17 protein-coding genes are annotated in these 25,798 nt (G+C 59.6%); 11 read left to right on the top strand and 6 right to left on the bottom strand.

Annotated elements, in window-relative coordinates:
• The first annotated feature begins 101 nt into the window (after window positions 1-101).
• The gene (locus tag FHX08_RS30200) at window positions 102-1,160 is read left to right on the top strand and encodes an adenylate/guanylate cyclase domain-containing protein (protein ID WP_132657805.1); all 1,059 of its coding nucleotides are present in this window, start codon (window positions 102-104) and stop codon (window positions 1,158-1,160) included.
• 65 nt (window positions 1,161-1,225) lie between these two features.
• On the opposite strand, the gene FHX08_RS30195 is transcribed toward FHX08_RS30200, so the two are convergent.
• The 3 genes from FHX08_RS30195 to FHX08_RS30185 form a co-directional block, all read right to left on the bottom strand.
• Complete coding sequence (locus tag FHX08_RS30195) at window positions 1,226-9,721, bottom strand: GH36-type glycosyl hydrolase domain-containing protein (protein WP_132657803.1); 8,496 nt, start codon at window positions 9,719-9,721, stop codon at window positions 1,226-1,228.
• A 400-nt stretch (window positions 9,722-10,121) separates the two neighbouring features.
• Window positions 10,122-11,336: an NO-inducible flavohemoprotein gene (gene hmpA, locus FHX08_RS30190; protein ID WP_132657801.1), complete on the bottom strand. Its 1,215-nt coding sequence runs from the start codon at window positions 11,334-11,336 to the stop codon at window positions 10,122-10,124.
• Window positions 11,329-12,018, bottom strand: a complete 690-nt coding sequence (locus FHX08_RS30185; protein ID WP_165911975.1) for a DUF1971 domain-containing protein — start codon at window positions 12,016-12,018, stop codon at window positions 11,329-11,331. The genes hmpA and FHX08_RS30185 overlap by 8 nt, the downstream gene beginning before the upstream one ends.
• Window positions 12,019-12,121: 103 nt before the next feature.
• On the opposite strand from FHX08_RS30185, the gene FHX08_RS30180 reads away from it, so the two are divergent.
• Window positions 12,122-12,541: an Rrf2 family transcriptional regulator gene (locus FHX08_RS30180; RefSeq protein ID WP_132657799.1), complete on the top strand. Its 420-nt coding sequence runs from the start codon at window positions 12,122-12,124 to the stop codon at window positions 12,539-12,541.
• 30 nt (window positions 12,542-12,571) lie between these two features.
• On the opposite strand, the gene FHX08_RS30175 is transcribed toward FHX08_RS30180, so the two are convergent.
• Window positions 12,572-13,591, bottom strand: a complete 1,020-nt coding sequence (locus tag FHX08_RS30175) for a LacI family DNA-binding transcriptional regulator (protein WP_132657797.1) — start codon at window positions 13,589-13,591, stop codon at window positions 12,572-12,574.
• A gap of 141 nt (window positions 13,592-13,732) precedes the next feature.
• On the opposite strand from FHX08_RS30175, the gene FHX08_RS30170 reads away from it, so the two are divergent.
• From FHX08_RS30170 to FHX08_RS30150, 5 genes are all read left to right on the top strand, one after another.
• Entirely contained in the window at window positions 13,733-16,066 is a 2,334-nt protein-coding gene (locus FHX08_RS30170) for an alpha-L-rhamnosidase (protein ID WP_132657795.1), read from the top strand.
• Window positions 16,067-16,134: 68 nt separating this feature from the next.
• The gene (locus FHX08_RS30165) at window positions 16,135-17,415 is read left to right on the top strand and encodes an ABC transporter substrate-binding protein (RefSeq protein WP_409527428.1); all 1,281 of its coding nucleotides are present in this window, start codon (window positions 16,135-16,137) and stop codon (window positions 17,413-17,415) included.
• Between the two features lie 63 nt (window positions 17,416-17,478).
• Window positions 17,479-18,342 (top strand): carbohydrate ABC transporter permease, encoded by an 864-nt coding sequence (locus tag FHX08_RS30160; protein WP_132657792.1) that lies wholly within the window; start codon window positions 17,479-17,481, stop codon window positions 18,340-18,342.
• A complete protein-coding gene (locus tag FHX08_RS30155; protein ID WP_132657790.1) occupies window positions 18,339-19,163 on the top strand; it encodes a carbohydrate ABC transporter permease in 825 nt (274 codons plus the stop codon). The genes FHX08_RS30160 and FHX08_RS30155 overlap by 4 nt, the downstream gene beginning before the upstream one ends.
• A 3-nt stretch (window positions 19,164-19,166) precedes the next feature.
• Entirely contained in the window at window positions 19,167-20,147 is a 981-nt protein-coding gene (locus FHX08_RS30150) for an ABC transporter ATP-binding protein (RefSeq protein WP_132657789.1), read from the top strand.
• A gap of 3 nt (window positions 20,148-20,150) precedes the next feature.
• On the opposite strand, the gene FHX08_RS30145 is transcribed toward FHX08_RS30150, so the two are convergent.
• Window positions 20,151-20,435, bottom strand: coding sequence for an acylphosphatase (locus FHX08_RS30145; protein WP_132657787.1), 285 nt, complete (start codon window positions 20,433-20,435; stop codon window positions 20,151-20,153).
• Window positions 20,436-20,629: 194 nt separating this feature from the next.
• Window positions 20,630-21,538: a helix-turn-helix domain-containing protein gene (locus tag FHX08_RS30140; protein WP_132657785.1), complete on the bottom strand. Its 909-nt coding sequence runs from the start codon at window positions 21,536-21,538 to the stop codon at window positions 20,630-20,632.
• A gap of 85 nt (window positions 21,539-21,623) precedes the next feature.
• On the opposite strand from FHX08_RS30140, the gene FHX08_RS30135 reads away from it, so the two are divergent.
• The 4 genes from FHX08_RS30135 (at window position 21,624) to FHX08_RS30120 (ending at window position 25,768) form a co-directional block, all read left to right on the top strand.
• Complete coding sequence (locus tag FHX08_RS30135) at window positions 21,624-22,898, top strand: sugar ABC transporter substrate-binding protein (protein WP_132657783.1); 1,275 nt, start codon at window positions 21,624-21,626, stop codon at window positions 22,896-22,898.
• A gap of 79 nt (window positions 22,899-22,977) precedes the next feature.
• On the top strand, window positions 22,978-23,838 hold the full coding sequence (locus FHX08_RS30130; protein WP_132657781.1) for a carbohydrate ABC transporter permease: 861 nt from the start codon (window positions 22,978-22,980) through the stop codon (window positions 23,836-23,838).
• Window positions 23,835-24,671 carry a carbohydrate ABC transporter permease gene (locus FHX08_RS30125; protein ID WP_132657779.1) on the top strand — a complete coding sequence of 279 codons (837 nt, stop codon included), beginning with the start codon at window positions 23,835-23,837 and terminating at the stop codon, window positions 24,669-24,671. Before FHX08_RS30130 ends, FHX08_RS30125 begins: the two co-directional genes overlap by 4 nt.
• Window positions 24,672-24,682: 11 nt before the next feature.
• Window positions 24,683-25,768 (top strand): ABC transporter ATP-binding protein, encoded by a 1,086-nt coding sequence (locus FHX08_RS30120; protein WP_132657778.1) that lies wholly within the window; start codon window positions 24,683-24,685, stop codon window positions 25,766-25,768.
• The last annotated feature ends 30 nt before the right edge of the window (window positions 25,769-25,798 follow it).

Genomic DNA, 25,798 nt, shown 5'->3' with positions numbered 1-25,798 from the left:
CCGAATTTATGCGAGATACGGCGTGAGATTGGCTTGCGGCATGCTTATTTGCATTCGTAGCCACCGCTGACATCGGGTAGCCGGTGTGGCATGATCGACATATGGATTTACCCGCCCATCTCGCCTGGCTGATCGATGAGGCTAGCGCCTCATCTGGCCCGGAACAATTCATTGGCGAGCTTGGCCGCCGCTTGGCTGCTGATGGCCTGCCTCTTGCGGGCGGCGCTCTTACGTTTGCTGTTCCTCATCCGATAATTTCACGCCGTACCTGGTTATGGCGGGCGGAGAGCGACACGGTGATCGAGGCGCTCGCCTTTGCCGGCAGCTCTCTCGATAAGGCCGCCGGCGACTGGCTTGCCGGGCTCGGGCCGGTACAGGAAGAGAAGATCGGCCCGGATGTCCGCGGCTTGATGTTGGGCTGGGCGGGGTTACGTCGGTTCTCCCCGGCAGAAGCGGATCGATTGCATCAGGCCACGCGCTTTGCGGCAGCACCTCTTGCGGCTCTGACCGCGCGAACGTCGCTCACAACTCTGCTCGAAGCCTATCTCGGCCGCCGCAGTGCTGCCCAGGTGCAGGCCGGAGCGCTGGGCCGCAGCGGCGGCGAGACGATCCGCGCGGCGTTGCTGTGCGCTGATCTGCGCGATTTCACCGCCCTCTCCGAGGCGACGGAGCCGTCGCTCATGATCGACACGCTCGACGCCTGGTTTGATCGTGTTGCCGGCGCGGTACACGCCTTCGGGGGCGAAGTGCTGAAATTCATTGGTGACGGCGTGCTGGCGATTTTCCCCGTTACCAGCACGCCGCGCGAAGCCTGCGAGGCGTCCCTTCGCGCTGTGGCAGCAGCTCGTGCCGGCATGGCCCATCTTGATGCCGCACGTCGAACACAGGGCCTGCCGCCCCTCCCATTTGGCGTGGCGCTGCATTTCGGCGAAATGCTCTGGGGCAATGTCGGTGCGGCCGACCGGCTGGACTTCACCGCGATAGGCCCGGCCGTCAACCTGGTCAGCCGGCTGGAAGGGCTCTGCAAATCCCTTGGTCATCGCGTGCTGATATCGGGCGCGCTGGCTGCTGAAATTTCAACGAAACTGGTGCCTCTCGGCGAACATCAACTGCGCGGGATTGCAGATCCCTGCGCCGTCTTTACCCTGCCGAGGGATTGATACATGCGGCGACGAGAGCAATCGCTGGGGCAGTGACAGAAGTCGACTGCCCCAACAATGAAACCTCAGGCTGACGTCAGCAGATAACCTTCGTTGAGGTCATCCAGCACATTGCCATTGATCGTCACGGAGTAGCGATCTGCGCCCGCCTTCGAGACGGAAACCTGATATTTCCCGCTCGGTAGATCGAGCTCCGCCGAGAAGCCGTTCCATCCGGCCGGCAGGACCGGCTTGACGTGCAGGCGACCGTTCTCAGAGCGGATACCAAGGATCCCTTCGATTGCCACTCGATAGAACCAGCCGGCCGACCCGGTGTACCAGCTCCAGCCGCCGCGACCCTTGAGAGCGCCTTCGCCGTAGACGTCGCCGGCGATCACATATGGCTCGATCCGGTAAATATCCGCCGAGCTTTTGTCGAGCGAGTGGTTGATCGGGTTCAGCATCTCGAAGGCGCGCCACGCGTCTTCACCCCAGCCCATGCGGGCGAGAGCGAGGACCGCCCAGGTGGCTGCATGGGTATACTGACCGCCGTTTTCGCGCACACCCGGAGGATAGGCCTTGATGACGCCGGGATCGTTGACCGGTTTGACGAAAGGCGGTGTCAGCAGGCGGACGAACTTGCCCTCTTCATCGACCAGTTTGTCGAGAACGGCCTTCATTGCCATAACGCTGCGTTCCGGATTGCCTTCTCCCGACAACACGCTCCAGGACTGGGCGATCGAGTCGATCTTGTCCTCTTCGGATTGGCTAGAGCCGAGCGGCGCACCATTGTCGTAGTAGCCGCGGCGATAATATTCGCCGTCCCAGCCGGCCGTTTCGATTGCACTCTTCAGCTTTTCCAGATGTGCCGTCCAATGGCCGACACGCTGTGTGTCGCCACGGGCCTCGGCGTAGACGATGAAGCGGCGCAGTGCACCGGCCAGGAACCAGCCAAGCCAGACGCTTTCGCCACGGCCAGCCATGCCAACGCGATCCATCTTGTCGCACCAGTCGCCGCTCATCATCAGCGGCAGACCATTGACGCCGGTACGCTTAATCGCGAGGTCGAGACCAAGCGCCGCATGTTCGTAGAGCGATGCGGTTGTGTCGGAAACACGCGGCTGCAGAAAGGCGTCGTACTGCCCGGGGCTGAGTTGCGCGCCTTCGACGAAGGGCAGCATCTCATCCATGATCGCGGCATCACCTGTCGCCGTGCAATATTGATCGAGCGCATAAGCAAGCCACACCGGATCATCGGAGATGTTCGTGCGAACGCCTGCGCCGCTATCTGCCAGCCACCAGTGCTGGAAGTCGCCTTCCGGGAACTGGCGTCGGCCGGTATTGAGGATCTGCTTGCGGGCGATGTCCGGCGAATGCAGCAGGAAGGCGAGCGAATCCTGCAGCTGGTCGCGCAGGTTCCACGCGCCACTCGACTGGTAGAAGGCGGTGCGGGCCATAATGCGGCAGCTATAGGTTTGATAAGGCAGCCAGCTATTGACCATGAAGTCGAGACGCTGGTCAGGCGTCGAAACACGTGTCTTGGCGGTGAAGTTCTTCCAGAAGTCACGCGTCTGGCCAAGAACGTCCTCGAAGCCGATCGAGCGTATGTCCGCGATGAGAGCGGCTGCCTCCTCCTGCGAAGCAGCATCGCCCATGTAGAAGCAGATATCCCGCACTTCGCCGGGCGCAATCGTCAGATCGAAGGCCATGGCTGCCGCCGGATCGCCATCGAGATCGAGCGCATTTGAGAGCCGCGAACCTGCCGAGACGGTGCGCGGCTGCTGGATCGTGCCATGCCGGCCGATGAATTCGCGGCGGCTGGTGGAAACGCTCGACGGAGTTTCGCTTGCGGCAAAGGCAGCGACACGCGTGCCGAAGCTTACGCTGAACGGATTGCTCGCGAAGACCGCTCCACTCTCGCCGTCGAAGCTCGATATGATAAAGGGTTTGCTCTTCGTCGGGTGGTTACCAAGGATCCATTCGGCATAGCCATAAAGACGCAGTTTTCGTGCTTCGCCCGCCTCGTTGCGGATGCGCAGCTGCGTCAGCTTGACTGGCCTTTCCATATGGAGGGTGTGGGTGACCTCCAGGGCGATCTCGTCCTGAACCGTCGAGAAGACCGAGTAGCCCAGACCGTGGCGTGCTTCGAAACGCGTGTTGGACCGCTGGGCCAGCGATGCGTAGGGCACGATGATCGAGCCGCGGTCGAGATCCCTCAGATAGAAGGCTTCGCCCGGCCGGTTGGTGACCATGTCATTGGTCCAGGGCGTCAACTGATGGTCGCGGGAGTTCTGGCTCCAGGTGAAGGCTGCGCCTTCGGCCGAGACATGGAAGCCGAAGTTCTCATTGGCCATGATATTGACCCACGGATGCGGCGTCTGCTCGCCACCCGAGAGGCGCACGACATATTCGCTGCCGTCGGCCGCAAAACCACCGTAGCCGTTCCAGAAGGTAAGGTCGCTGCCGTCGACCGGCAGTGCCTCAGCGGTGTCGCGAACCATTCGGGGCACAAGTGTGGAATCGCCCCACTGGCCAAGCAGTGCAGGCGAACCGGAAACAGACCGGGCCTTTTGCAACTGATCGGTAAGGCTGCCGTCGCGGCCACGCAGCACAACGCGAGAGGCGGCGATGATCGCCTCGTAGGCTTCCGGCGTCATCAAATCCTTGCGCAGGACATAGATATTGCGCTGGATGCCGGCAACCTCGCTGGCATGACGTGCCGCATCGCAGAGTTGGTCGATCGTGCGCTGCATTTCAGCAGCCGCCTCGCCGGCACGCTCGTTGAAGATAACGAGATCGACTTCGACGCCGCGCGATTGCAGGAGACCCTGAGCGCGCAGCAACTCCTTGACCAGATCTGTGCCCAGCTCGTCGGTGATGCGCAGCGTCATCAGCGGTGCATCGCCGGACAGCGTCGCGCCCCAAAGCACGGCCTGCGACTTCAACCCCTCGCGAACCGCCTTGCTGTCGGCACGCAGTGCCATGTCGGGATAGATGATGTAGCGGGCAAACCGCTGATAGGCAGCCGCCTCCTTGGAATTGACGCCGATCTGGCGCAACTGACTTTGCGTTCTCGTCCAGGCCTGAACGAGACCCTGGGCGAAGCTTTCCGGCTGGCGATAGTGCTCCACCGCCGCCTCAAGCTCGCTGCGTTCGGCCGCAGCAATGGTCCAGAAAGTCACGCTGACCTTCTCGCCCGCGGGCACACGAAGCGTACGGCGCAGCGACACGCAAGTATCCATGGTGAAGCCATCGGCGCCCGACAACTTGGTATCTGCGTCGAAGGCGGCGGCTTCGGTCAGGGTGCGTCCGCGCCCGAGGAAGCGCATGCGGTCCGTCTCATATTGCGTCGGGCCATTTTCACCTGATGTATCGACGATGAGCTGCGCGATCGCGACATCAGGATCGGTCAGCCCGCGCTTCTGGCGTTCGACGAAGATCGCATCGCCCTGGGCAGCGATTTCGGTCTTCAGGAACATGCGGGCGAAGACCGGGTGGCCGGTATCGACAATATCCAGGGTGGCGACCGGCTCCATATAGGAGGTCACTTCGATGACGCGATCTTCGGTGCCGGTATTGGTGATCGTCAAGCGGCGGCCTTCGGCGTCATGATCGCTCGCGACGAAGACTTCCATTTCGCTCGTCAGCTCGCCGACGGTCTTGACGAATTCCGCCTTGTCGTCGCTGAAGCTGACGCGGATATGCTCATTGGCAACCGAGCGCGGCTCTGCCGTCGCAGACCACCATTCGTTCGACGCGACATCCCTCAGGAAGATGAACGAGCCCCAGCGGTCTTCGGTCGGATCGGCCCGCCACCGGTTGATGGAGAGGTTTTTCCAGCGGCTGTAACCCGAGCCGGTCGCCGTCAGCATGGTCGAATAGCGACCGTTCGACAGCAGCAGCAATTCGCGTTCGCGCGATGCCGGGTCTTCGAGGCGGCGCACTTCCGGACGCATCAGGTCGCCTTGGATCTTCGCCGGCGCATCGGTCTCGTGCTTGGAGGCCATGACGGGAATGTCGCGCGGCGCCTTTTCCTGCAGCAGCAGTTCGGCTGCTTCGATGACAGGATCGGCGTGGAAGAGTTCGCGCAACATGCCGTCAAAGACGACGTTGGCAACGGCTGCAATCGACATGCCGTGGTGGTGGGCATAGTAGTTGTAGACAACAGCGCACTGCTTGCCTTCAGGCACGCGGCTTGCGGTGAAATCCACCGCATCATGGAAACCGTACATGCCGAGCGCGCCGACCGCCCTCAACCTGTTGAGGTTTTCGAGTGCTGCGACCGGATTATATTGGCTCGCCAGCAGCGAGGCATAGGGCGCAATGACGGCATTCTGGCCGAGACCACGCTTCAGGCCGAGCGTGGGCACGCCGAAATTGCTGTACTGATAGTTCATCTGGTGGTCGCGGGCATTGAAGGCCGCTTCCGAGATGCCCCATGGCGTGCCGAGCTTGCGCGCATAGTTCATCTGTTCGAGGACGATCAGGTTGTTGGTCTGATTGAGAATACCCCCGCTGCGCTCCTGCATGACGAGCGGCGGCATCAGATATTCGAACATCGAGCCGGACCAGGAGACCAGCGCGCCGCGCGGGCCGACCGGAACGACGTGACGGCCGAGCTTGTACCAATGCTCCGTCGGCAGATCACCCTTGGCGACGGAGAAAAGGCTCGTCAGGCGTGCTTCTGAGGCAAGCAGATCGTAGCAGGCGGCATCGACTTCTTCCGTCTCGACCCGGAAGCCGATCGACAGCAGCCGGCGCTCGGGGCGATAGAGGAAGCTGAAATCCATATCGAAAGCGATTTCGCGGGCGCGATTGCCGACGCGGATCAGCCTTTCGCTGATGGCATCCACTTGCGAAGGATCGAAGGCCTTGTCGGTCTGATGAAGTTCGCAGGTCGCCACGAGCTTTTCTGCCCAATGGACAACTTCGTCGCTCTGTGCCGTCTTGACCTCGCGGTCGAGGCTGCCGGCAAGTTCGCGGATTTCACGCGCCTGCCCCGCAAATCGCTCGATCAGCCCCGAAGAGAATTCCTTCTCACGTTTGCCGGTGGCAACTGCCGTTTCGAGATCAGCGATCCTGCCGTCCAACCGATCATGCAGAGAGCGGACCGACTTATTCTCTTCCCGCAGTTCGCCAAGCACCTCGCGGAGAATGGCGGCGACATCACCGATACCGTCGAGGTCGGTATGAATATGGGCAAGCGGAGCCTGACCCCAGATACGGCAGGCGGACGATACGGCTATCAGGTGGCCGGCAAAATTACCGCTATCGACCGACGAGACGTATCTGCGGCCGAGCGGCTTCAGCGTGTCCGTATGATACCAGTTAAAGAGGTGGCCGCGGTATTTCTCAAGCTTGTCGACCGTCTCGATCGTCTGCTCGATACGCCTGACTGCATCTTCGAATGAAATCCAGCCGAAACGGCGAGCCGAAATGACAGACAGCAGGTAAACGCCGATATTGGTCGGCGACGTGCGCATGGCGACGACCGCATGCGGCGTCTGCTGAACGTTATCCGGCGGCAGGTAATGCTGGCCGGGAACAACGAAGTGGTCGAAATAGCGCCAGGTGCGGCGGGCGATCTTGCGCAGCTCGTCGCGGACGTTGTCGGGCACGTCGAGCCGGTCTTCCGTTTCCGCCGTCTGGCTGACGGTCCAGGCGATGGCCGGCGAAAGCACCCAGAGGATGACGAAGGGAAGACCGACCATCCACGCGCTGTCACCGGAAGAAATCGCAAAGAGCAGTGCCAGAATAGCCAGAATCGGAGCTCGCCACATGACTTTGTAGTGGCCGAAGATCGTCGTCTGCGCCATGGCTTGGGCGCTAGCAGCGGTGCGCCACTGCAGCATGAGCTTGCCGCTGATGAATAGGCGGTAGAGCGAGCGAATGATCGCGTCAGCCATGACGCAGGCGGTATCGGCGATGAAGACGATGCGCATCGCCACCTGGGCGTTGGCATTCTCAATGTCTTTCCAGACCGTATGCAGATGCGCCTGCAGGATAATGTCACTGGTGCGCGGAATGATGCCGTTGATCAGCGATAGGGTCGGTGCGACGAACAGGCTGAAAATCAGCAAGATCTGCCAAACGAGCGCACCGAACGGGTCCATCCAGTACCAGCCGAGCACGGATGCCAGGAACCAGGCAATCGGAGTCAGCGAGCGGCGCAGGTTGTCGAACATCTTCCAGCAGCCGAGCGCGGTGACGCCTCGGCGGTCGTCGAAAATATAGGGAAGGAGCTGCCAGTCGCCACGCGCCCAGCGATGCTGACGCGACACCTCGACTTCGTAGCGGATCGGGAAATCCTCGACCAGCTCGCAGTCCGTCACCAAGGCGCAACGCGCCATCGAGCCTTCGAGCAAGTCATGGCTCAGAACCGAATTTTCTTTGATGCGGCCCTTCAGCGAGGCTTCGAATGCATCGACATGATAGAGGCCCTTGCCGGTGAAGGTGCCTTCACCCGTGATGTCCTGATAGACGTCGGAGACGGCAAAGACATAGGGGTCGAGACCGCGATTGACCGAGAAGACGCGCTGGAAGGTAGATGCGTCCTTGCCCGTCGTCAGCGACGGCGTCACGCGCGGCTGAAGCACGCCGTAGCCATCGACGACACGCTGTTTCTTGGCGTCGAAGACCGGGCGGTTGATCGGATGATGCAGCTTGCCGACAAGTTTGGTGACGGTGTCGCGGACGACGCGCGTATCGCTGTCGAGCGTCATCACATATTTCACGTCCTGCGGTACGATATCGGCGCCGGGCAAGAAGCTTGTGTTGGGCTCGCCACGCAGCAGCCTGTTGAGCTCGTGCAGCTTGCCGCGCTTGCGCTCCCAGCCCATCCAGGCGCCTTCGGCAGGATTATACTGACGGCGGCGATGCAGGAGATAAAACCGCTGCTTGCCGTCCTCGGAATAACGCGATGCCAGCTCTGCGATCCGGCTCTTGGCATATTCAAGCACCTCGAGATCGCGGGCATTCTGCTCTTCCTGAGCATCCGGCCAATCGCTCAAAAGTGCGTAATAGATTTCGCCGCGCGCATTGGCGAGGTAATGGACCTCGAGGTTACGGACGAGCTCATCGACATGTTCGCGTTTGCCGATCAGGGAAGGAATGGTGACGAGCGTGCGGGCTTCCGCCGGCAGTCCCTTCTTGAATTCATAGCCGACAAGGCGGTCGGGCGTGATGAAGAAGGTGGCGAAGAAGTTGAAGAGGCCCGTCGCTCCCTCGGATGCAGGAAGTGCGAACATCGCCAGCAGCACAATCGTCGCGAAAAACGGCATGCCGGCATCGACGAAAACTGCATCGGTGATGACCAGCGCCAGCAGCGTCAGGAGCAGCACGGGGACGGCGATTGCCAGCCAGTTCAGCCTGCGGATTACGCGCATGAACCGCAGGCTAAGCGGCGGCCGGAAGCCAATCTCTGTTTCGAGTGCTGCGCGTCCATTGCCAACGAAGTAATAGCCGACATTGCCAGCTGACGCCGAAGGATCCTCATTGCCTGCCTTCGCACGATCGGCCAGACGGACAGCCGCCTCGGCGATATCCATTTCGGTCTTGTCGGAACGCTTCGCGAGCTTTTCGATCTGGCGGCGATAGCTGTTCCGGGAGCCGGAATCGAGCTCGGCATAGTCCGTCTGCTGCCAGAGCAGCTTGTCAATGGTGCTGACCTCTTCGACCCATTCGGACCAATCGGTATCATTGATCTCGCGCAGGCTCTTGATGATGCTGCCCATCAGCGCATTGGCCGCACCAAGTCGGGTCTGCTCGGCCGACATGACGGCTTCGGCATCCGTACCCTTGGCGGCAAGCTTGCTTTCGAGCCAGTTCAGCGCGGCCTCGGTCGGCTCCAGCGCGTTGCGAAGACGATAATGCAGCTGGGTGACGAAAGTCGTATCGTCGAGATTGGCCGTCAGCGTCTCCAGATATTGGGCGGAACCGTCATCGCCGAGCGCAATCGCCTGTGTGGCGGCCGCATTGGCACTTGCGCGCATCTCGCGGCTCTTGTCGATCTGCGTCGCAACACGGCGAAGATTATCGATCAGCACATAACGGACGAGCGAGGGCAACGCCCAGAGCTCACCGATGCGCAGGGTCTCCTTGTCCTGGAACCCTTCCGTAACAGCGGCCATGCCGGCATTGCTGATATTGCTGTGCGCATGCGCCATGTAAAGCCAGGCGAGCGCCAGCGTGCGCGGCACTTCCGTCCCGTCGAGGGTGATCTTGCGCAACTCGCGATAGAATTTCTTCGGAAAGTCGCGACGGACTTCCTGAATCGCCTCTTCGACAATGTAATGGTTGTCGAGCAGCCATTCAGTGGCCGGCGTGATGCTCTCGCCCGCATCGACATCTGCTGCTGCCGCGCGATAGACCCTCAGGATTTCAGCTTCATTCTCGCGATGCCGCTGGAAGAAATCGAAATTCTTGAAACTTGCAACGTCAAGCACTCGGGTTTCCGCAAACTGCGCGGCCTTGTGCCTCAGTTGCTCGTTCGACAGCAGGCGTGCTCGGATGCCGAAATCCGGGTCAGCGGAAGGGGCTTGAACATGCGCGCTCGTCGCGCCCACGACATTCTGAGAGGTCATAGCTCTTTACTCTCTTCTACTGGGTTCGCGTCCGACGAATGCGTACTTGAAGAACTGAATGCGGGCGGCAGCACGAGCGTTTCGAATTGGGCATCTTCATCGCTTTTGAGAGGGAGTTTACATTCAAACGTGGGTTGTTCGAAATGGCGGATAATGGTCAATAGCGACCACAAAATGAACGGGCGATTAATCGGACTGCTCACCCGATAAAATGGCCTCATCGGGGAGCGAAGACCTATCCCAAAGACAAATTTCGCTCGCAATCCGCGTCGCCGCCTCTTCCGATTGATGATGTCAAGGCGGCCGATATAACGAGATCGACCAGGCGAAGCCGGAAGTCGACTTCGCCTGGTCGCGACTCTCCAGATATGCCGGAGTTTAACCTGCTGATCCGACGCCCCTAGGCCACCAGCAATTCGTCGGCCGGGCCGAAGAATTCGTAGTGGATACGATCGCGCGAAACACCGAGGGATAGCAGATCACCGACGATGGACCGCAGGAATGGCCTTGGGCCGCAAATATAGAAATTTGCTGTTTCGATCGATGTGTTCGCTTCCAGCCATTTCGCTGTAATGAACCCATCCTCGTCATGGGAATAGCCGGCGGCATCATTGGCAGATGGTTCGCTATAGAAAGTGCTGACCGAGACTCGCCCATGGCGTTGGGCAAGGGAGCGGACATGCCTGTCCATCGCATGCGTCGAGCTGTTGAGCGCTCCGTGGACGAAATGGGCCTCGACTTCAGGATAATCTGCAGCGATCGCTTCCAGCATGCTGACCATCGGTGTGAGGCCCACACCGCCGGACAAGAGAATCATTTCACTGGTCGGCTCGTCTGGAAGATAGAAATCGCCGGCAGGCGGCGTGGCCTTCAAAATCGTGCCGACCTCGACGTGGTCATGCAGATAGCGCGAGGCGCCCTTGCCGTTTTCCTCCCGCTTGACCGAAATGCGGTAGAAGTCCTGGTTCGGGCCGGATGAGATGGAATAGTTCCGCTTCATCTTGGCGCCGTCAGGAAGGCTGAAATCGAAAGTCAGATACTGGCCGGCACGATGCAGTGCCACCGCCTGTCCGTCGACCGGACGCAGGACAAAGGATGTAACGACATCGCTTTCCTTGACCTTCTCGGCGACCCTGAATTCGCGCCAGCCGTTCCAGCCGCCCGCCCGCCTTTCGAGCTCGGCGCGTATCTGCTCCTCCCTTTCGATTAGGGTGTCGGCAAGGAACCAGTAGGCTTCGCCCCAAGCATTGATCAGTTCTTCGGATGCCGCCTCGCCCAATACCTCGCGGATTGCCGCCAACAATGATTTGGCGACGTAAGGGTAATGTTCTGGCAGGATATGAAAACCGATGTGCTTGTGCGCAATCCTTTCAATGACCGGCACGAGAGGCGCGAGATTGTCGATATTCTGCGCGTAACCGACGATTGCTGTCGCCAACGCGTGTACCTGGGAGCCGTTCTCGCCGTGATTGGCCTGATTGAAAAGCGCCTTGATATGCTCATCTCTGAACAGCCGCCCATACATCGTTTTCGTGATCTCGCTCGCATGGGCGGCAACCGCTGGAGCGCTCTGCTTCACCAGTTCAATCGTGCGCGGCGAAAGTGGTTTAGGCATGTTCTTTCCTTTCAATGCTATCAATGAGGAGAGGGTCGCGATCGAAAAATTCGACCTGAAATTGAACGGGGCCGTCTAGCTGCAGGTGATGTTCGACTTCGGGGAGGATTCGGCCGATGCAATCGGGGCTTAAAGGGCTTACCGTCTGCCCCGTCACCAGACGCATGCTGCCAGCGAGGACGCGAATGAGTGCCCAGGCGCCGGCCTTGACCCGATGGCTTTGGAGAAGTGCGGCTGGCACGGTCACTTCGTCGAAGATCCTTGTCGTCTTGTATGGCTTCAGCGCCAGCGACGCAGACCTTTCGATCCGAAACTCGAGCATCTCTCCCGTCAGGGCCAGGTTCAGCCGCGAGGCAATCCGCCCAGCCTTGATTTGCATCTCCTGCGCGACCGGAAACGGCAGCATCTCATCGGTGGTCTGGCGCCAGATCGAAAGCCAACGCTCGAACATTACGGACTCTATCTTGTCCGCATGGATCAAATGCATCGCGACGGGATTGCCTTTGTATTTTCCTGATGTGAGCATCAGCGAGGACCAGAACTCGGTCAGCCGCTGCAAATGTTCCGGCCAATCCGCGACCACAGCGAAAACCGGGCCAAGCATCGGATCGCGACGAACTTTCTCGTAAAATCGCTCCAGCACCGGGAGGATCTGGCTCTCTTTCAACTTGGCCGCATGCATCGTATCGCTCCGTAATCATGCATCTAGAATGCATGTATACGGAGCCAATAAAAGATGCTATTGCAATGCATCATTTTCTTTCGGGCGTTTTGACGCAGGTGCGATGAAGCTCACACTGTACACCGACTATGCGATCCGCACGATGATTTACCTCGGATCACAGGAGGCAGAAATCTGTTCGATCAAGGAGGTCGCAGAAGCCTATGAGATCTCCCAGAACCATCTGATGAAGGTGGTTCAGGATCTGGCGAGAGCCGGCTTCGTGGAATCGATCAGGGGTAGAAATGGCGGAATCCGGCTCGGCCGTCCCGCGGCCTCCATCAATCTCGGCGATCTGCTCCGACATACCGAAAGCCTGGACGATATTCTTGAGTGCTCTTCCTGCTCCATCAGGGGCGGCTGCGGCATGCCGCCCATTCTGCAAGAGGCGACGGCCGCTTTTATCGGCGTCTTCGATCGGTATAGCGTTGCCGATATCATAAAACGCAAAGACGTGCTGCGGGCCTTCTTTGCCGCGGCATAATCCGTGGCTTCCGGAAGTCCGCCTCCCCCCTCACGTGCTTCCGCGCATTTCGACATGCGGCTCGACCAGCAGATGCCGGGCCTCCTCTCGGCCATCGATGCGACCGAGCAGCATCTCGGCAGCGGTTCTGCCGAGTTCCGCAGCGTTCTGGTCCACACTGGTGAGACCGACAAGTGGGATGGCTGCCATCGGCGAATTGTCGTAGCCGATAATCGCAAGATCCTCCGGAACCCGTATGCCGCTCATGCGGGCGGCATTGATGAGCGGCACCGCATCGAGATCGGACCAGACGAAAACCGCACGCGGACGATCTTTTAAGGCCAGGAAATCATTGATCGCAGCGCGGCGGTCAGCACCGACCAATGGCAAGCGGATGATCCGAGCCTCCAGCCCTGCGGCCTTCACGCCGTCCAGATAGCCCTTCTCGCGCTGAAGCGCGACGATGGTCGGCGGCGAATCGGCAAGATCATAGCCGAGCATCGCAATATCCCTATAGCCGGACCGTAATGCTGATTCGACCGCCAGTTGGGCGCCCCTGCGGTCATCGGAATTGACCGTGTCATAAGTCTGGGCATGCGGCTCGTGATGGGCAATCACGACGATCGGAATCTGACGGGCATAGCGCTCCAGCACCTTGCCCGAAATGCGCGGCGCGATGATCAGCACGCCATCCATACGGTTATCGATCATCGATTCGATCATCGACGCTTCAATCGGACTTGTGGAGCGGCCGATACCAATCAGCGCCTTGAAGCTGCTTTCCGCCAAGGTAGCATTCGCCTCCTCAATGACGCCCGCCAGGAACGGGTTCGACAATTCGATCACCAAGACGCCGACGGTTTGCGTGCGGCCGCGCATGGCGCGCGCTGCGACCGAAGGCCGGTAATTCAGCTTCTCGATCGAGGTCTCGACCTTCGTTCGCAGGATTTCGCTGACGCCGTAGGCATTGCGCAAGACTTTCGATACCGCTGCGACGGAGACGCCGGCATCCTGCGCCACATCGCGGATCGTGACCCTGTCCCTCGTCGCGTTAACGGCCTGATTTTTCATTCCAAATTGCCTCACTCTCAAGTGTCGAGAAATTATAGGCACAAAAGCTCTTGCGCGGCAATCGATAGTGTAGAATGATATACATAGAACGATACACACGGAGCAGCCACCGGAGGAATTGGTGGTGGAGGGAGGTTCCAGATGAAGACAGTTTCGGCCCACGGCATCGCCGGGGAAGACGGGTTTGCCGGTTCTGCTTTCCAATTTACTGCATCGATGATCGGCCCGTCCTGCGACGGCGGCCAGGCAACGGCCGGCACGTTTGTATCGCGCGAATTCGCGCTTGATGCCGTCCCCGCGGAGGCAACGCTGCGCATTTCGGCGCTCGGCCTCTATCGCGCCTTCATCAACGGAAATCGTGTGGGCGGAGACCTCCTGACACCAGGTTGGACCTGCTACGACGACCGGATTGCCTATCAAACCTATGAGGTTGCAAAGCTCCTGCAGCCCGGTGGCAATCGGATCGAGATCTGGCTGGGTGACGGCTGGTATCGCAGCCAGCTTATGTGGGCTTCCAATCCGATCATCAATTGCTGGGGCGACCGGGTAGCGGTAATTGCGGAATTGCAGGCCGGCGGCGAGCGTCTGCTGAAGACGGATGGCAGCTGGAAGAGTGGCTACACGCCAGTCACCCGCAATGGCATCTACTATGGCGAGGATTACGATGCTCGTATCCATCCGCAAGATAGCCACGGCGTCGACGTCATTGCCTTCGACAAGGCTTTGCTCATTCCGCACGAGACCGGTGCGGTCAAGGAAATGGATGGCCTCCCGCCCATCGATAGCTGGACGGAAGCCGATGGCCGGATTCTCTATGATTTCGGCCAGAACGCCGGCGCCTATATCCGCCTGCGCCTCAAGGGTGCAGCCGGTGCGCAGGTGCGCGTCGAGCATTCCGAAGTGCTCGGCGCAGATCGCTTCTTCGACAACCGCAATTACCGCAGCGCACGCGCCGAACTGGTCTACACGCTCTCCGGACACGGCGAGGAAGAATACGCGCCTCTCTTCACCTTCATGGGCTTCCGCTATGCGCGCGTCAGCGTAACCGGGCAGGCTGAACTGCTGGCCGTCACCATGGTGCCGGTGACTTCGGTGCCTGTCGCTGCCGGCGGCTTTACCTCAGGCGTTGCCGCTGTCAACAAGCTGGTCGACAACACCATCTGGTCGCAGCGTTCCAACTTCATCGAAGTGCCGACCGATTGCCCGCAGCGCGATGAGCGCCTCGGCTGGACCGGTGATGCCCAAGTCTTTGCCGGAACAGCCTGTTGGCTTGCAGACAGCCAGTCCTTCCTCAGAAAATATCTTCGCGATGTAATCCACGACCAGCGTGCCGATGGCGCAGTCTCGCATTTTTCCCCCGATCCGACGCGCTTGCACCCGATCAATGGTCGCGGCGACTGGGCGGGCTCGACCGGCTGGGGCGATGCGATCGTCATCATCCCCTGGCAGCTCTACCTGCACTATGGCGACACCGCCGTATTGGAGGAATGTTTCCCAGCCATGCTGCGCTGGCTCGATTATCTCTGGGGCATCTCGAATGGCCCGATCATCCGCCCACCTGCCGTCTGGGGCGCGCAGGGCTTCACTTTCGGCGACTGGCTTCAGCCGGTCGGCGACAACCGGAAGCCGCGTCCGACGGTGGCAGACGATTGCGCCGCGACCCTCTACCACTTCATCTCCGCGCAGCTGACGGCGAAGATCGCCCGTATTCTTGGCGAGACGGTCGAAGCGACACGGCTCGAAAGGCGCGCTGATGAGATCAAGTCGGCGTTCAAGCACGAGTTCTTTGCGCCCTCCGGCCGCATTGCCCACAACGACCAGACCTCCTGGTCTCTGGCGTTTCTCCACGGTCTCGTTCCGCCGGAATATGAGGCGGCCGCTCGCAGCTATTTCCGCAGGGTGGCAGAAGAAACCGACGGCGTCATCGGTACTGGCTTCATCGGCACCCCTGCCCTTTTGCCGGCGTTGACCCGGCTTGGCATGCTGGACCTTGCTGAAAAGATGTTCCTCAACCGCAAGGTTCCTGGTTGGCTCTATCAGGTCGAGCGCGGCGCGACATCGATCTGGGAGCGATGGGATGCACTTGCCGAAGACGGCACGATCTACGATCCGGACATGAACAGCTACAATCACTACGCCTATGGCGCCGTCTGCCAGTGGCTTTTCGAAGACGTGGCCGGGATCAAACCGCAGGAAGACAAGCCTGGCTTCGAGGAGATCGTCTTCGATCCTGCAATCCTGCCCGCTCTCTCGCCGGTTTCCGCCTGGCATGACACGCGCTTTGGCCGCATCGAGGCCGGATGGACCCTGGAGGAGGGTTCCGTCACGTGCCGTCTGGTGCTGCCGCAGGGCGTTACTGCACGCCTGCAGGGCAGAGGCATCCGTAAGGCACTGAAAGCGAATGGGGAAACGGTCGAGCAAGGTCAGGAGATCAATCTCGGCGCGGGGGAGCATAAAGTTACATTTTCCATCTGATGCGGTTTCCCGCGGATCACTGATCTGCGGCAGGCCAGCCAGCGCATTCCGGTCTTCAAGAGGAGGAAATGACTATGCGAATGACGAAGTGCAGCATCCTTGCAGCCAGCATCATGGCTCTTGCCGCTGGAGTGGCACATGCGGATGTGACCCTCAGCGTGCTGATTGACACCAATCCGGAATCCATTGCCTCGTTCGATGCCGTTTCCAAGGCCTATATGGAAAAGCATCCTGATGTCACCTTTGACGTCGAGCAGCGCGCCGGCGGCTCGGAGGGCGACAACATCATCAAGACCCGGCTCGCAACCGGCGAGATGGCCGATGTCTTTCAATACAATAGCGGCTCGCTCTTCCAGGCGTTGAAGCCGCAGGAAACGATAGCAGACCTTACCGACCTTCCCTCGGAGGCGGGTATTCTCGACACGTTCAAGAAGGTCGTCACCAGCCCCGATGGCCATGTCCGCGGCATTCCCTTCGGTCCGGCCATGGGCGGCGGCATCTTCTATAACAGAAAGATCTACGCTGATCTCGGCCTCACGCCCCCAAAGACCTGGGCGGAGTTCATGAGCAACAACGAGAAAATCAAGGCCGCCGGCAAGGTCGCTGTGGCACAGACCTATGGGACGACCTGGACCTCGCAGCTCTTCGTCCTGGCCGATTTCTACAACGTGCAGTCGGAGGTTCCGACGTTCGCGGACGACTACACGGCCAACAAGGTCAAATATGCCAATACGCCGGCCGCACTGCGGGGCTTCGAACATCTGGAGGAGGTGGCGAAGGGCGGTTACCTCAATGCAGACTTTGGCGCCGCGACCTTTGACGACGGCATGCGCATGGTCGCCACCGGCGAAGCAGCGCACTATCCGAACCTCACCTTCGGCATCGGCAACGTCCAACAGAATTTCCCTGACAATCTCAAGGATCTCGGCTTCTTCGCCCAGCCAGGAACCGACGCCGGCAAGAACGGCCTGACGGTCTGGATGCCCTCGGCACTCTACGTTTCCGCAAAGTCCGCAAATGTCGAGGAAGCCAAAAAATTTCTCGATTTCGTCGGCTCCAAGGAAGCCTGCGACCTAATGGCGAAGGCCGTGCCCTCCGGTCCCTATCTCGTCAAGGGCTGCGAACTGCCGAAGGATATTCCACCGGCCGTTTCCGATATGTTTCCCTATTTCGAGACGGCGGGACGCAATGGTCCGGCGCTCGAATTCCTCTCGCCCGTCAAGGGACCGGCGCTCGAGCAGATTACAGTCGAGGTCGGGACTGGCATCCGCTCTGCCAAGGACGCCGCTGCCCTCTACGACCAGGATGTCGAGAAGCAAGCCAAGCAGCTTGGCCTGCCGAACTGGTAACCTCCCAGCCGATCCCCCATCCAGGCTCATCGGCCTGGATGGGGGACGCCTCAAGGTGTCCGTATGACAAGACGCAAGTCCCCCTATCCCTACTGGTTCGTGCTGCCGGCGGCGGTGGTGTTCACCGTCCTCTTTCTGGCCCCGACGATCGCATCCTTCTGGTTCAGCCTAACGCGCTGGGATTTGTTCAGCACGCAGTTCATCGGCCTGGAAAACTATCGACAGTTCTTCCGTGAGCCCTTTCTGATCCAGGGCCTGATCAATACGATCATTTATGCCGTCCTGACCTCGGGCACCAAAACCGTGCTCGGTCTGCTGCTCGCCGTATTGCTGACCTCCGGCCTCTGGGGGCAAGGCCTGCTTCGAACCGTGATCTTCTTTCCCGTGCTCGTCTCGACGATTGGCGTCGGTATCACCTTCTCGGTGCTCATGCATCCGACCCGCGGGCTGATCAACGTCGTGCTCGCCGCCATTGGTATCCACGGCCCCGGCTGGCTGACCGACCCGGCTCTTGCACTCTATTCCATTGTCTTCGTCGACCTCTGGAAGGGCATCGGACTTGCAACCGTGATCTATATTGCCGGTCTCGCCTCGATCAGCCCGGACTATTATGAGGCCGCCCGCATCGATGGCGCGACCCGCCGCCAGATGTTCTTTCGCGTCACGGTTCCGCTGGTCAGACCCGCGACCGTTACCGTCGTGACGCTCTCGCTGATCGGCGGGCTCAGAAGTTTCGACCTCGTCTGGGCAATGACTCGCGGCGGTCCCGGCTTTTCGTCGGATGTGCTCGCGAGCGTCATCTACAAGCAATACCAGGCAGGCTTTTACGGCCTGTCGACCGCCGGCAATGTGATCCTCTTCCTGCTCATCGGCCTCATCATCCTGCCGCTGACGGCCTGGTTCAACCGCAAGGAGGTGGACCTATGAGCCGCCGCCAGCTCTATACCGGGATTGCGGCTTTAGCCGCCTGCGGCGTGATCTTCGTCATGCCCTTCCTGTTCATCTTCATCACCGCCGCCAAGACGAAACAGGACGCTGCAACACTGAAGTTCAGCTGGCCGGTCGAGTGGCAGCTCTGGCAGAATTTCATGGAGGTCGTGCAGACCCGCAACTATATGCTGCTGCTCGCCTATTTCAATTCGACCGTCATCACAGTCGCTGCCGTTACGCTGCTGGTGCTGTTCGGCGCCATGGTGGGCTATGTGCTGCAGCGCCGCCCGTCACGTTGGAATACGGTCATCTATGGCTGCGTGCTTGCCGGCCTGATGATCCCGCCGGCCGTGGTGCCGACCATCTGGGTGCTGCAAATGCTCGCCCTCTTCAAGACGTTGTCGGGCATGGTGCTGATCCAGGTCGCTTATGGCCTCGGCTTCACCGTTCTGTTGTTTCGCAGTTTCATTGCGACCATCCCGCGGGATCTCGACGAGGCTGCTATCATCGATGGAGCAAAGCCATTCCAGATCTTCTTTCGGGTCATCCTGCCGCTTCTGAAGCCGGTCACCGTGACGGTCATCGTCGTCCAGTCGATCGCCATCTTCAACGATTTCACCAACCCGCTCTACTATCTGCCGGGCCGGGAAAACGTCACCGTGCAGCTAACGCTCTATAATTTTCAGGGACAATTCCAGACCCAGTTCAATCTGCTCTTCATGAACATACTTCTGGTGACCATTCCGCCCCTGATCGTCTTCATCTTCTTCAACCGGCAGATCGTTGCAGGCATGACCGCCGGTGCAGTCAAGGGATAAGCCATGACATCAGTTGTTCTCGAAAGTGTCCGCAAGAGCTTCGGCAGCCTGGAGGTGATGAAGGGTGTCGATCTTACCGTCGATGCCGGTGAATTCTGTGTCTTCGTCGGTCCGTCCGGTTGCGGAAAATCGACCCTTCTGCGCATCATCTCCGGACTGGAGACGACGACGTCAGGGCAGGTCTTCATCGACGGCAAGGATGTCACCGATGCTGAACCATCCGAGCGCGGTATCGCCATGGTCTTCCAGTCCTACGCGCTTTATCCGCATTTGACCGTCGCAGAAAACATCGGCTTCGGCCTGTCGCTTGCCCGACGACCCAAGGCAGAAATCACCGAAAGGGTGAAGCAGACCGCCGAGATCTTACAGCTCTCTCATCTGCTCGATCGCAAGCCGAAGGCACTCTCGGGTGGCCAGCGCCAGCGCGTCGCGATCGGCCGCGCGATCATCCGCAATCCCAAGGTGTTCCTTTTCGACGAACCGCTGTCGAACCTTGATGCATCGCTGCGCTCGCAAATGCGGATCGAGCTGACGGAGCTTCATGCCAAGCTTGGTGCCACCATGATCTACGTCACCCACGATCAGGTCGAAGCTATGACGATGGCGGACAGGATCGTCGTTCTGAACGGCGGTCAGATCGAGCAGATCGGAACGCCGATGGCGCTCTATAACAATCCCGCAAGCCCCTTCGTTGCAGGCTTTATCGGCTCGCCGAAGATGAATCTGTTTGAGGGTGAGATTGCTGCGAAGGAAGGCTGCAAGACCTATGGCATCCGACCCGAGCACATCGTCCTTTCATCCACCGAAGGAAAATGGCAGGGCAAAGTCCGCCACATTGAGCGGCTTGGCGCCGATACGGTGGTTTATCTCGATGTGCCAGACCTGCAGACGCTTGTCGTGCGTACGGACGGCGACCGGTCGGTGACAGTTGGAGAAATACAATTCGCCTCGCCGCTTGCAGGTAAAGAACACAGGTTCTCCTGATCTCTATCGGACGATGCGGAAGTCGTTCGGAACCTCGTCGAGATTTGCCTCCTCCGCTTTCACGTCCGACACGGAAGAGCCGGCAGGGCCGCTCCAGAAACGCTCCAGCATTGAGCCGGTGGCGCCTTGGGATCCGATGATCAAAGCGCTGACCGAACCGTCGGCTTCATTCCTTACCCAACCCGCCAAGCCGAGCTGGAGCGCCTGTCCGCGGGTCCAGGCGCGATAGCCAACGCCTTGCACTCCGCCGGTGATGCGCACACGAAAGGCATCCTGGGTAGCAGTCATTTGAAGTCCCTTCCGACAACCGATGACATTGCTAGAGCTCAAGCAAGGGTCTTGTTCCGCCGCAGAAAGACCTCATCTTCAATACGCTCTTTATAAGGCATCTCTTTTCCATTGGACAGCCTTGCCAGATTTCGCGTCGCGCACGAGTGTAAGGGGGTTGCTCCATCCTTGCTTGCGACTGCAAATTACACGCCTCAACCGAGAGCGGTGATACTGCCGATCACAGAGCGCATATCCCGTCGGAAATCGGATGGCGACATACCGGCAATGCTGCGGAAGGATTTGTTGAAGGCGCTGATCGAGCCGAAGCCGCTGTCCATCGCGATCTGCAGCACGTTCGAGCCCTCGCCCATCAGTTGCGCCTGGGCGTGTGAAAGCCGCAGCAGATTGATGTATTTGCTGATCGTCATGCCCGTCGTCTTCTTGAAAAGGTTCATGGCGTACTTGGGATGAAGATCGACGGCGCGGGCGATTTCGACCGTATCGATGTCCTGCAGGAAATTGCTGGCAATGAAATCGCACATGCGCGCGACGCTGCGGGAAAGCTGCGAATTGGACTGCTCAAGCTCTTCGGCGCGGGTACCGGGAACCAGGAGATATGATTCCAAAGCAATCCGCTCGATGCGCAGAAGCAATTCATCAACGGCATGCTGCGTCTTCCTCGGATCGTTGGATTTCGCATAGTCATACCAGCGAGGGAAATTCGCCTCGTCCGCCGCATCGGTTGCCGATGTCAGCAGTATCTCTCCCTTCATCAGACGCGTGCCTATCGTCGGGGGCAGGCGCATCCTAAAAAAATAGACGAGCGGCAGATGCGCACCGGCATAGAGGGAATCATCCGAGGACTCATCCATCTGATGCGGCTGCCCGCCCCAGAAGAGGCACATCTGACCGGCTCTAAGCGCAATATCATGGCCGTTCATCCGGTAATGGACGCTGCCGCGCATGATATAATTGACCTCGACCTGGGCGTGCCAGTGCGGCATCGCCATGACAGGCGGATGGGCATAAAACATCTGAAGCGCCATCGGCATGCCCTCAATGGTGCTCGCACCAGGCTGGTAAACAGGTTTGCCGACGACCTTACTTTCCGCCAATTCCATATTCCCTTTTTATGAGACAGCCATTCCCGCCGCGCTAGATTAGTCACGTTCGCTCAGCGACGGCAATTGAAAAGGGAGGATTTTCATGCGCTCTAAACTCATCATGGCAACAACAGCGCTCGTGCTGCTTGCATCCGGGTCTGCTTATGCGCAGTCCGCTACGCTTACCATCTGGAGCTGGAACGTCGCCGCTTCGGCTCTTAAATCGACGATCGAACGCTTCAACAAGCAGTTTCCCGACATCAAGGTCGATGTCCAGGATCTCGGCAATCAACAGGTCTTCGACAAGACGCTTGCCGCCTGCGCCGCTGGTGGCGACGGCCTTCCCGATATCGTCACCATCGAGAACTTCGAAGCGGAAATTTTCTGGAGTCGCTTCCCGGATTGCTTCGCCAATCTGAAGGAACTCGGCTACAACAGCGACATGCAGGCGAAGTTCCCCGAGTTCAAGCGCACTGAGCTTGAGGTCGGCGATGTCGCTTACGCCATGCCTTGGGACTCCGGTCCTGTCGCCGTCTTCTATCGCCGTGACTATTATGAAAAGGCAGGTGTCGATCCGAAGTCGATCGTGACCTGGGATGATTTCATTGCCGCCGGCAAGAAGGTTTCGGCCGCCAATCCGGGCGTCGTGATGGGGCAGGCCGATTTCAACGGCGATAGCGAATGGTTCCGCATGCTCGCCAACGAACAGGGCTGCGGCTATTTCTCGACCGATGGCCAGTCGATCACCATTAACCAGCCAGCTTGCGTCCAGACACTGGAAAAAGTGAAGGCGATGAAGGATGCCGGCACGCTGACAGCGGCAAACTGGGATGAGAAGATCTCCTCCAATACTGCCGGCAAGGTGGCAAGCCAGGTCTACGGCGGCTGGTACGAGGGCACGATCCGGTCCGGCTCGCCCGATCTCTCCGGCAAGTGGGGTGTCTACGCCATGCCCGGTATGAGCGCAGACAGCCCGCATGCGGCCAATCTCGGCGGTTCTTCGCTCGCCATCAATGCCAACTCGCAGAACAAGGAAGCAGCCTTCAAATATCTGACCTATGCGCTTACTACCAATGAGGGCCAGGTCACCATGCTGAAGTCGTTCGGCCTCGTGCCGTCACTGCTTTCTGCCGTTCAGGATCCCTTCGTCAATGAGCCGCAGCCCTATTGGGCCAACCAGAAGATCTGGGCCGACATCCTCGCCACTCTGCCGAAGATCGTGCCAAGCCGCGGCACGGCCTTCCAGACTGATGCTGATGCCATCTTCAAGACGACGCAGACGAAATTCCTCGCCGGTGGTTATCCCGATGCGAAAACGGCTCTGGACGATGCCGCCAAACAGATTGCCTCGGCAACCGGTCTTCCGATCGCACAATGAATGGCAAGCCGGGCGCCAAGCGCCCGGCCTCGCCTGCCGAGGGAGGCGGTTGGCACGTTCGTTTGAGTAAGGAGGATACATGCCGATCAGGAACCGGAGCGCCTATGCGTTCCTTGCGCCCTATCTTCTGGTCTTTGCCGCCTTCTGGGTCTGGCCGATCATCAATTCATTTCTGATCTCGTTCCAGAACACGCGCATCAATCCGTGGAAATTCAGCCTTCAGGCCAATTGGGGGCGCCTGTTTGCCGATCCGGCTTTTTACAACGCGCTCTATAACACGCTCCTCATCCTGGTCATCCAGGTACCGGTCATGATCGCGCTTGCGACCGTCATGGCGGTTCTCTTGAATTCACCGCTTCTCAAAGCGCGTGCCCTGTTCCGCTTCGCTTTCTTCGCGCCTGTCGTCGTTGGTGAAGTCGCTTATGCGGCCGTCTTCCGGCTGATGTTCAATCTCGATTTCGGCATCATCAACAAGCTGATCGGCGCGGTCGGTCTTGCACCCGTCTCCTGGTTCGACAATGCCAACGCGGCCATGGTCGTCATTATCATCGCGGTCACCTGGCGATGGGCGGGTTACAACGCGATCATCATCCTGGCCGGCCTACAATCGATCCCTGAGGACGTCTATGAGGCGGCAACGCTCGACCGCGTCAGCAAGCTGCAGCAGTTCTTCCACATCACCCTGCCGCTCCTGAAGCCTATCATCCTCTTTTGCGTGGTTCTCTCCGTCATCGGCACGATGCAGCTCTTTGCCGAGCCCTTCCTGATTACCAACCGCGGTGGACCGGGTGGCGGCACGGAGACACTTGGTCTTCTGCTCTATCGTCAGGGCTTTACGTCGCTGAACTTCGGTTATGCCTCGGCGATCGCCTACACGATGGCGGCGCTCGCAGTCGCGATCTCGCTGCTCAACCTTTGGGTCGGGAGGGAACCGAAATGAGATCCAAGTCGCAATCCCTTCTCATCCGTCAGATCGCCCTGCATGCCTTCCTGCTGCCGCTCGCGATCATCTGGCTCTTTCCGCTCTGGATGATGTTCGTCTTCTCGACTATGCCCGATTACGGCATTTTCAGCCCGCAGATCGTGCTCTGGCCCTCGACCAACTTCGTCGCGAACTTCCAGAACCTCCAGGCGGACACGAACTTCATCGGCGCGATGGTGATCTCGATCGTCGTCGCCACGATCTATACCATCCTGTCTGTGTTCCTGACGTCTATGGCCGGCTGGGCACTCGCTCGCTACCGTTTCGTCGGTCGGTCGCTTGTCATCGCCATCATCCTCGGCACCATCACCTTGCCCTATTTCGTCGTCGTCATTCCGCAATTCATCATGGTGGCACGCGAATTCAAGCTCGCCAACACCTGGGTTGCGCTCATTGTGCCGCCGCTCTTCAATTCGCTCGGGGTGCTGTTCATGCGGCAGTCTTTCTCGATGATGCCGAACGATCTTTTCGATGCGGCCCGCGTCGAGGGCGTCAAGGAACGGCAGATCTTTTTACGCATAGCGTTGCCGCTCGCCCGACCGACCATGGCGGCTCTGGCGATCATCCTCTTCCTCGCCTCCTGGAACAATTACCTCTGGCCGCTGCTCATCAATTCGAAGCCAGGCATGATGACGGCTCCGGTGGCGCTCGGCGTCCTGATCGGCCTCACCAAGGTTTCCTGGGGCGGCATCATGGCCGGTGCCGTGCTTTTGACGGCACCGATCCTCGTGGTCTTCGTGCTTCTGCAACGTCACTTCATCGCCGGCATTGCGGCCGGCGCAATCAAATAATCGGGGAGCCCATGGCAGAGCTTTCACTCAACAATATCGTCAAACGCTATGGCGCGTTCGAAATCATCCACGGTGCCAACCTGGAAGTGAAAGATGGCGAGTTCGTCGTCTTCGTCGGCCCCTCCGGCTGCGGCAAGTCTACCCTCCTGCGCATGATTGCGGGGCTTGAAGATATCACCGGCGGCGAGTTGAAGATTGCCGGGCGCGTCGTCAACGATGTCGAGCCGGCTGATCGCGGCATCGCCATGGTCTTTCAGTCCTACGCACTCTATCCGCATCTGACTGTCGAGGAGAACTTGAGCTTCGGCCTGCGGATGAACGGCAATCCAAGGGCCGATACCGAGCGGCGCGTGCGCCATGTCGCCGAGATCCTGCAGATCACCGAACTGATGAAACGGCGGCCGAAACAGCTGTCCGGCGGCCAGCGCCAGCGCGTCGCAATTGGTCGCGCGATCGTACGCGAACCGCAGGTTTTCCTGTTCGACGAGCCGCTCTCGAACCTCGACGCCGAATTGCGCGTGCAGATGCGCGTCGAGATCTCCCGACTGCACAAGCAGCTCGGCACGACAATGATCTATGTCACCCACGACCAGACGGAGGCGATGACTCTCGCCGACAAGATCGTTGTTCTGCGGGCCGGCAATATCGAGCAGATCGGCGCGCCGCTCGACCTTTACGACGATCCGGCCAACCAGTTCGTCGCCGGCTTCGTCGGTTCGCCGAAAATGAATTTCCTCAAGGCCGAGGTGGCCGGTGTGCAGGCAGGCAAGGCATCAATCATACTTGCCGGCGACAAGACAGTTCGGCTGGAGGTTCCGCTCGCCGACCGGTCCATAAGGCCAGGCACGGAGATTACGCTGGGAATCCGGCCCGAGCATTTCGACGAGGCGGGTCAAGGCGCGGCGGATATGACGGTTGCCGTCGATGTTGCCGAGCATCTTGGCAATACCAGTTACATCTACGCCAATTTCGGCGGTGAGCAGCTCATCATCGAGCGTCCAGAATCCCGCAGCCTCGGCAAGACCGAGACACTGGCAGTCTCTCTGCCCGCCGCCCGCCTCTTCCTGTTCGATGCCGCAGGCAAGCGGCTCCGCTAACCATCCCAAGACCGAAAGACGAAAGAGGAC

The sequence above is a fragment of the Rhizobium sp. BK529 genome (genome assembly GCF_014194105.1).
GTDB lineage: Bacteria > Pseudomonadota > Alphaproteobacteria > Rhizobiales > Rhizobiaceae > Rhizobium.
The sequence above is the reverse complement of the archived record's forward strand: the minus strand, read 5'-3'. Positions and strand labels throughout refer to the sequence as shown.

Bases quoted from the DNA above. Each gene is read 5' to 3' on its own strand.
- FHX08_RS30195 (WP_132657803.1), bottom strand. From the start codon at position 9,721: ATGACCTCTCAGAATGTCGTGGGCGCGACGAGCGCGCATGTTCAAGCC.
- FHX08_RS30185 (WP_165911975.1), bottom strand. From the start codon at position 12,018: ATGCATGCGGCCAAGTTGAAAGAGAGCCAGATCCTCCCGGTGCTGGAG.
- FHX08_RS30165 (WP_409527428.1), top strand. From the start codon at position 16,135: ATGACTATGCGAATGACGAAGTGCAGCATCCTTGCAGCCAGCATCATG.
- FHX08_RS30140 (WP_132657785.1), bottom strand. From the start codon at position 21,538: ATGGAATTGGCGGAAAGTAAGGTCGTCGGCAAACCTGTTTACCAGCCT.
- hmpA (WP_132657801.1), bottom strand. From the start codon at position 11,336: ATGCCTAAACCACTTTCGCCGCGCACGATTGAACTGGTGAAGCAGAGC.
- FHX08_RS30120 (WP_132657778.1), top strand. From the start codon at position 24,683: ATGGCAGAGCTTTCACTCAACAATATCGTCAAACGCTATGGCGCGTTC.
- FHX08_RS30150 (WP_132657789.1), top strand. From the start codon at position 19,167: ATGACATCAGTTGTTCTCGAAAGTGTCCGCAAGAGCTTCGGCAGCCTG.
- FHX08_RS30145 (WP_132657787.1), bottom strand. From the start codon at position 20,435: ATGACTGCTACCCAGGATGCCTTTCGTGTGCGCATCACCGGCGGAGTG.
- FHX08_RS30130 (WP_132657781.1), top strand. From the start codon at position 22,978: ATGCCGATCAGGAACCGGAGCGCCTATGCGTTCCTTGCGCCCTATCTT.
- FHX08_RS30125 (WP_132657779.1), top strand. From the start codon at position 23,835: ATGAGATCCAAGTCGCAATCCCTTCTCATCCGTCAGATCGCCCTGCAT.
- FHX08_RS30135 (WP_132657783.1), top strand. From the start codon at position 21,624: ATGCGCTCTAAACTCATCATGGCAACAACAGCGCTCGTGCTGCTTGCA.
- FHX08_RS30160 (WP_132657792.1), top strand. From the start codon at position 17,479: ATGACAAGACGCAAGTCCCCCTATCCCTACTGGTTCGTGCTGCCGGCG.
- FHX08_RS30170 (WP_132657795.1), top strand. From the start codon at position 13,733: ATGAAGACAGTTTCGGCCCACGGCATCGCCGGGGAAGACGGGTTTGCC.
- FHX08_RS30155 (WP_132657790.1), top strand. From the start codon at position 18,339: ATGAGCCGCCGCCAGCTCTATACCGGGATTGCGGCTTTAGCCGCCTGC.
- FHX08_RS30175 (WP_132657797.1), bottom strand. From the start codon at position 13,591: ATGAAAAATCAGGCCGTTAACGCGACGAGGGACAGGGTCACGATCCGC.
- FHX08_RS30180 (WP_132657799.1), top strand. From the start codon at position 12,122: ATGAAGCTCACACTGTACACCGACTATGCGATCCGCACGATGATTTAC.
- FHX08_RS30200 (WP_132657805.1), top strand. From the start codon at position 102: ATGGATTTACCCGCCCATCTCGCCTGGCTGATCGATGAGGCTAGCGCC.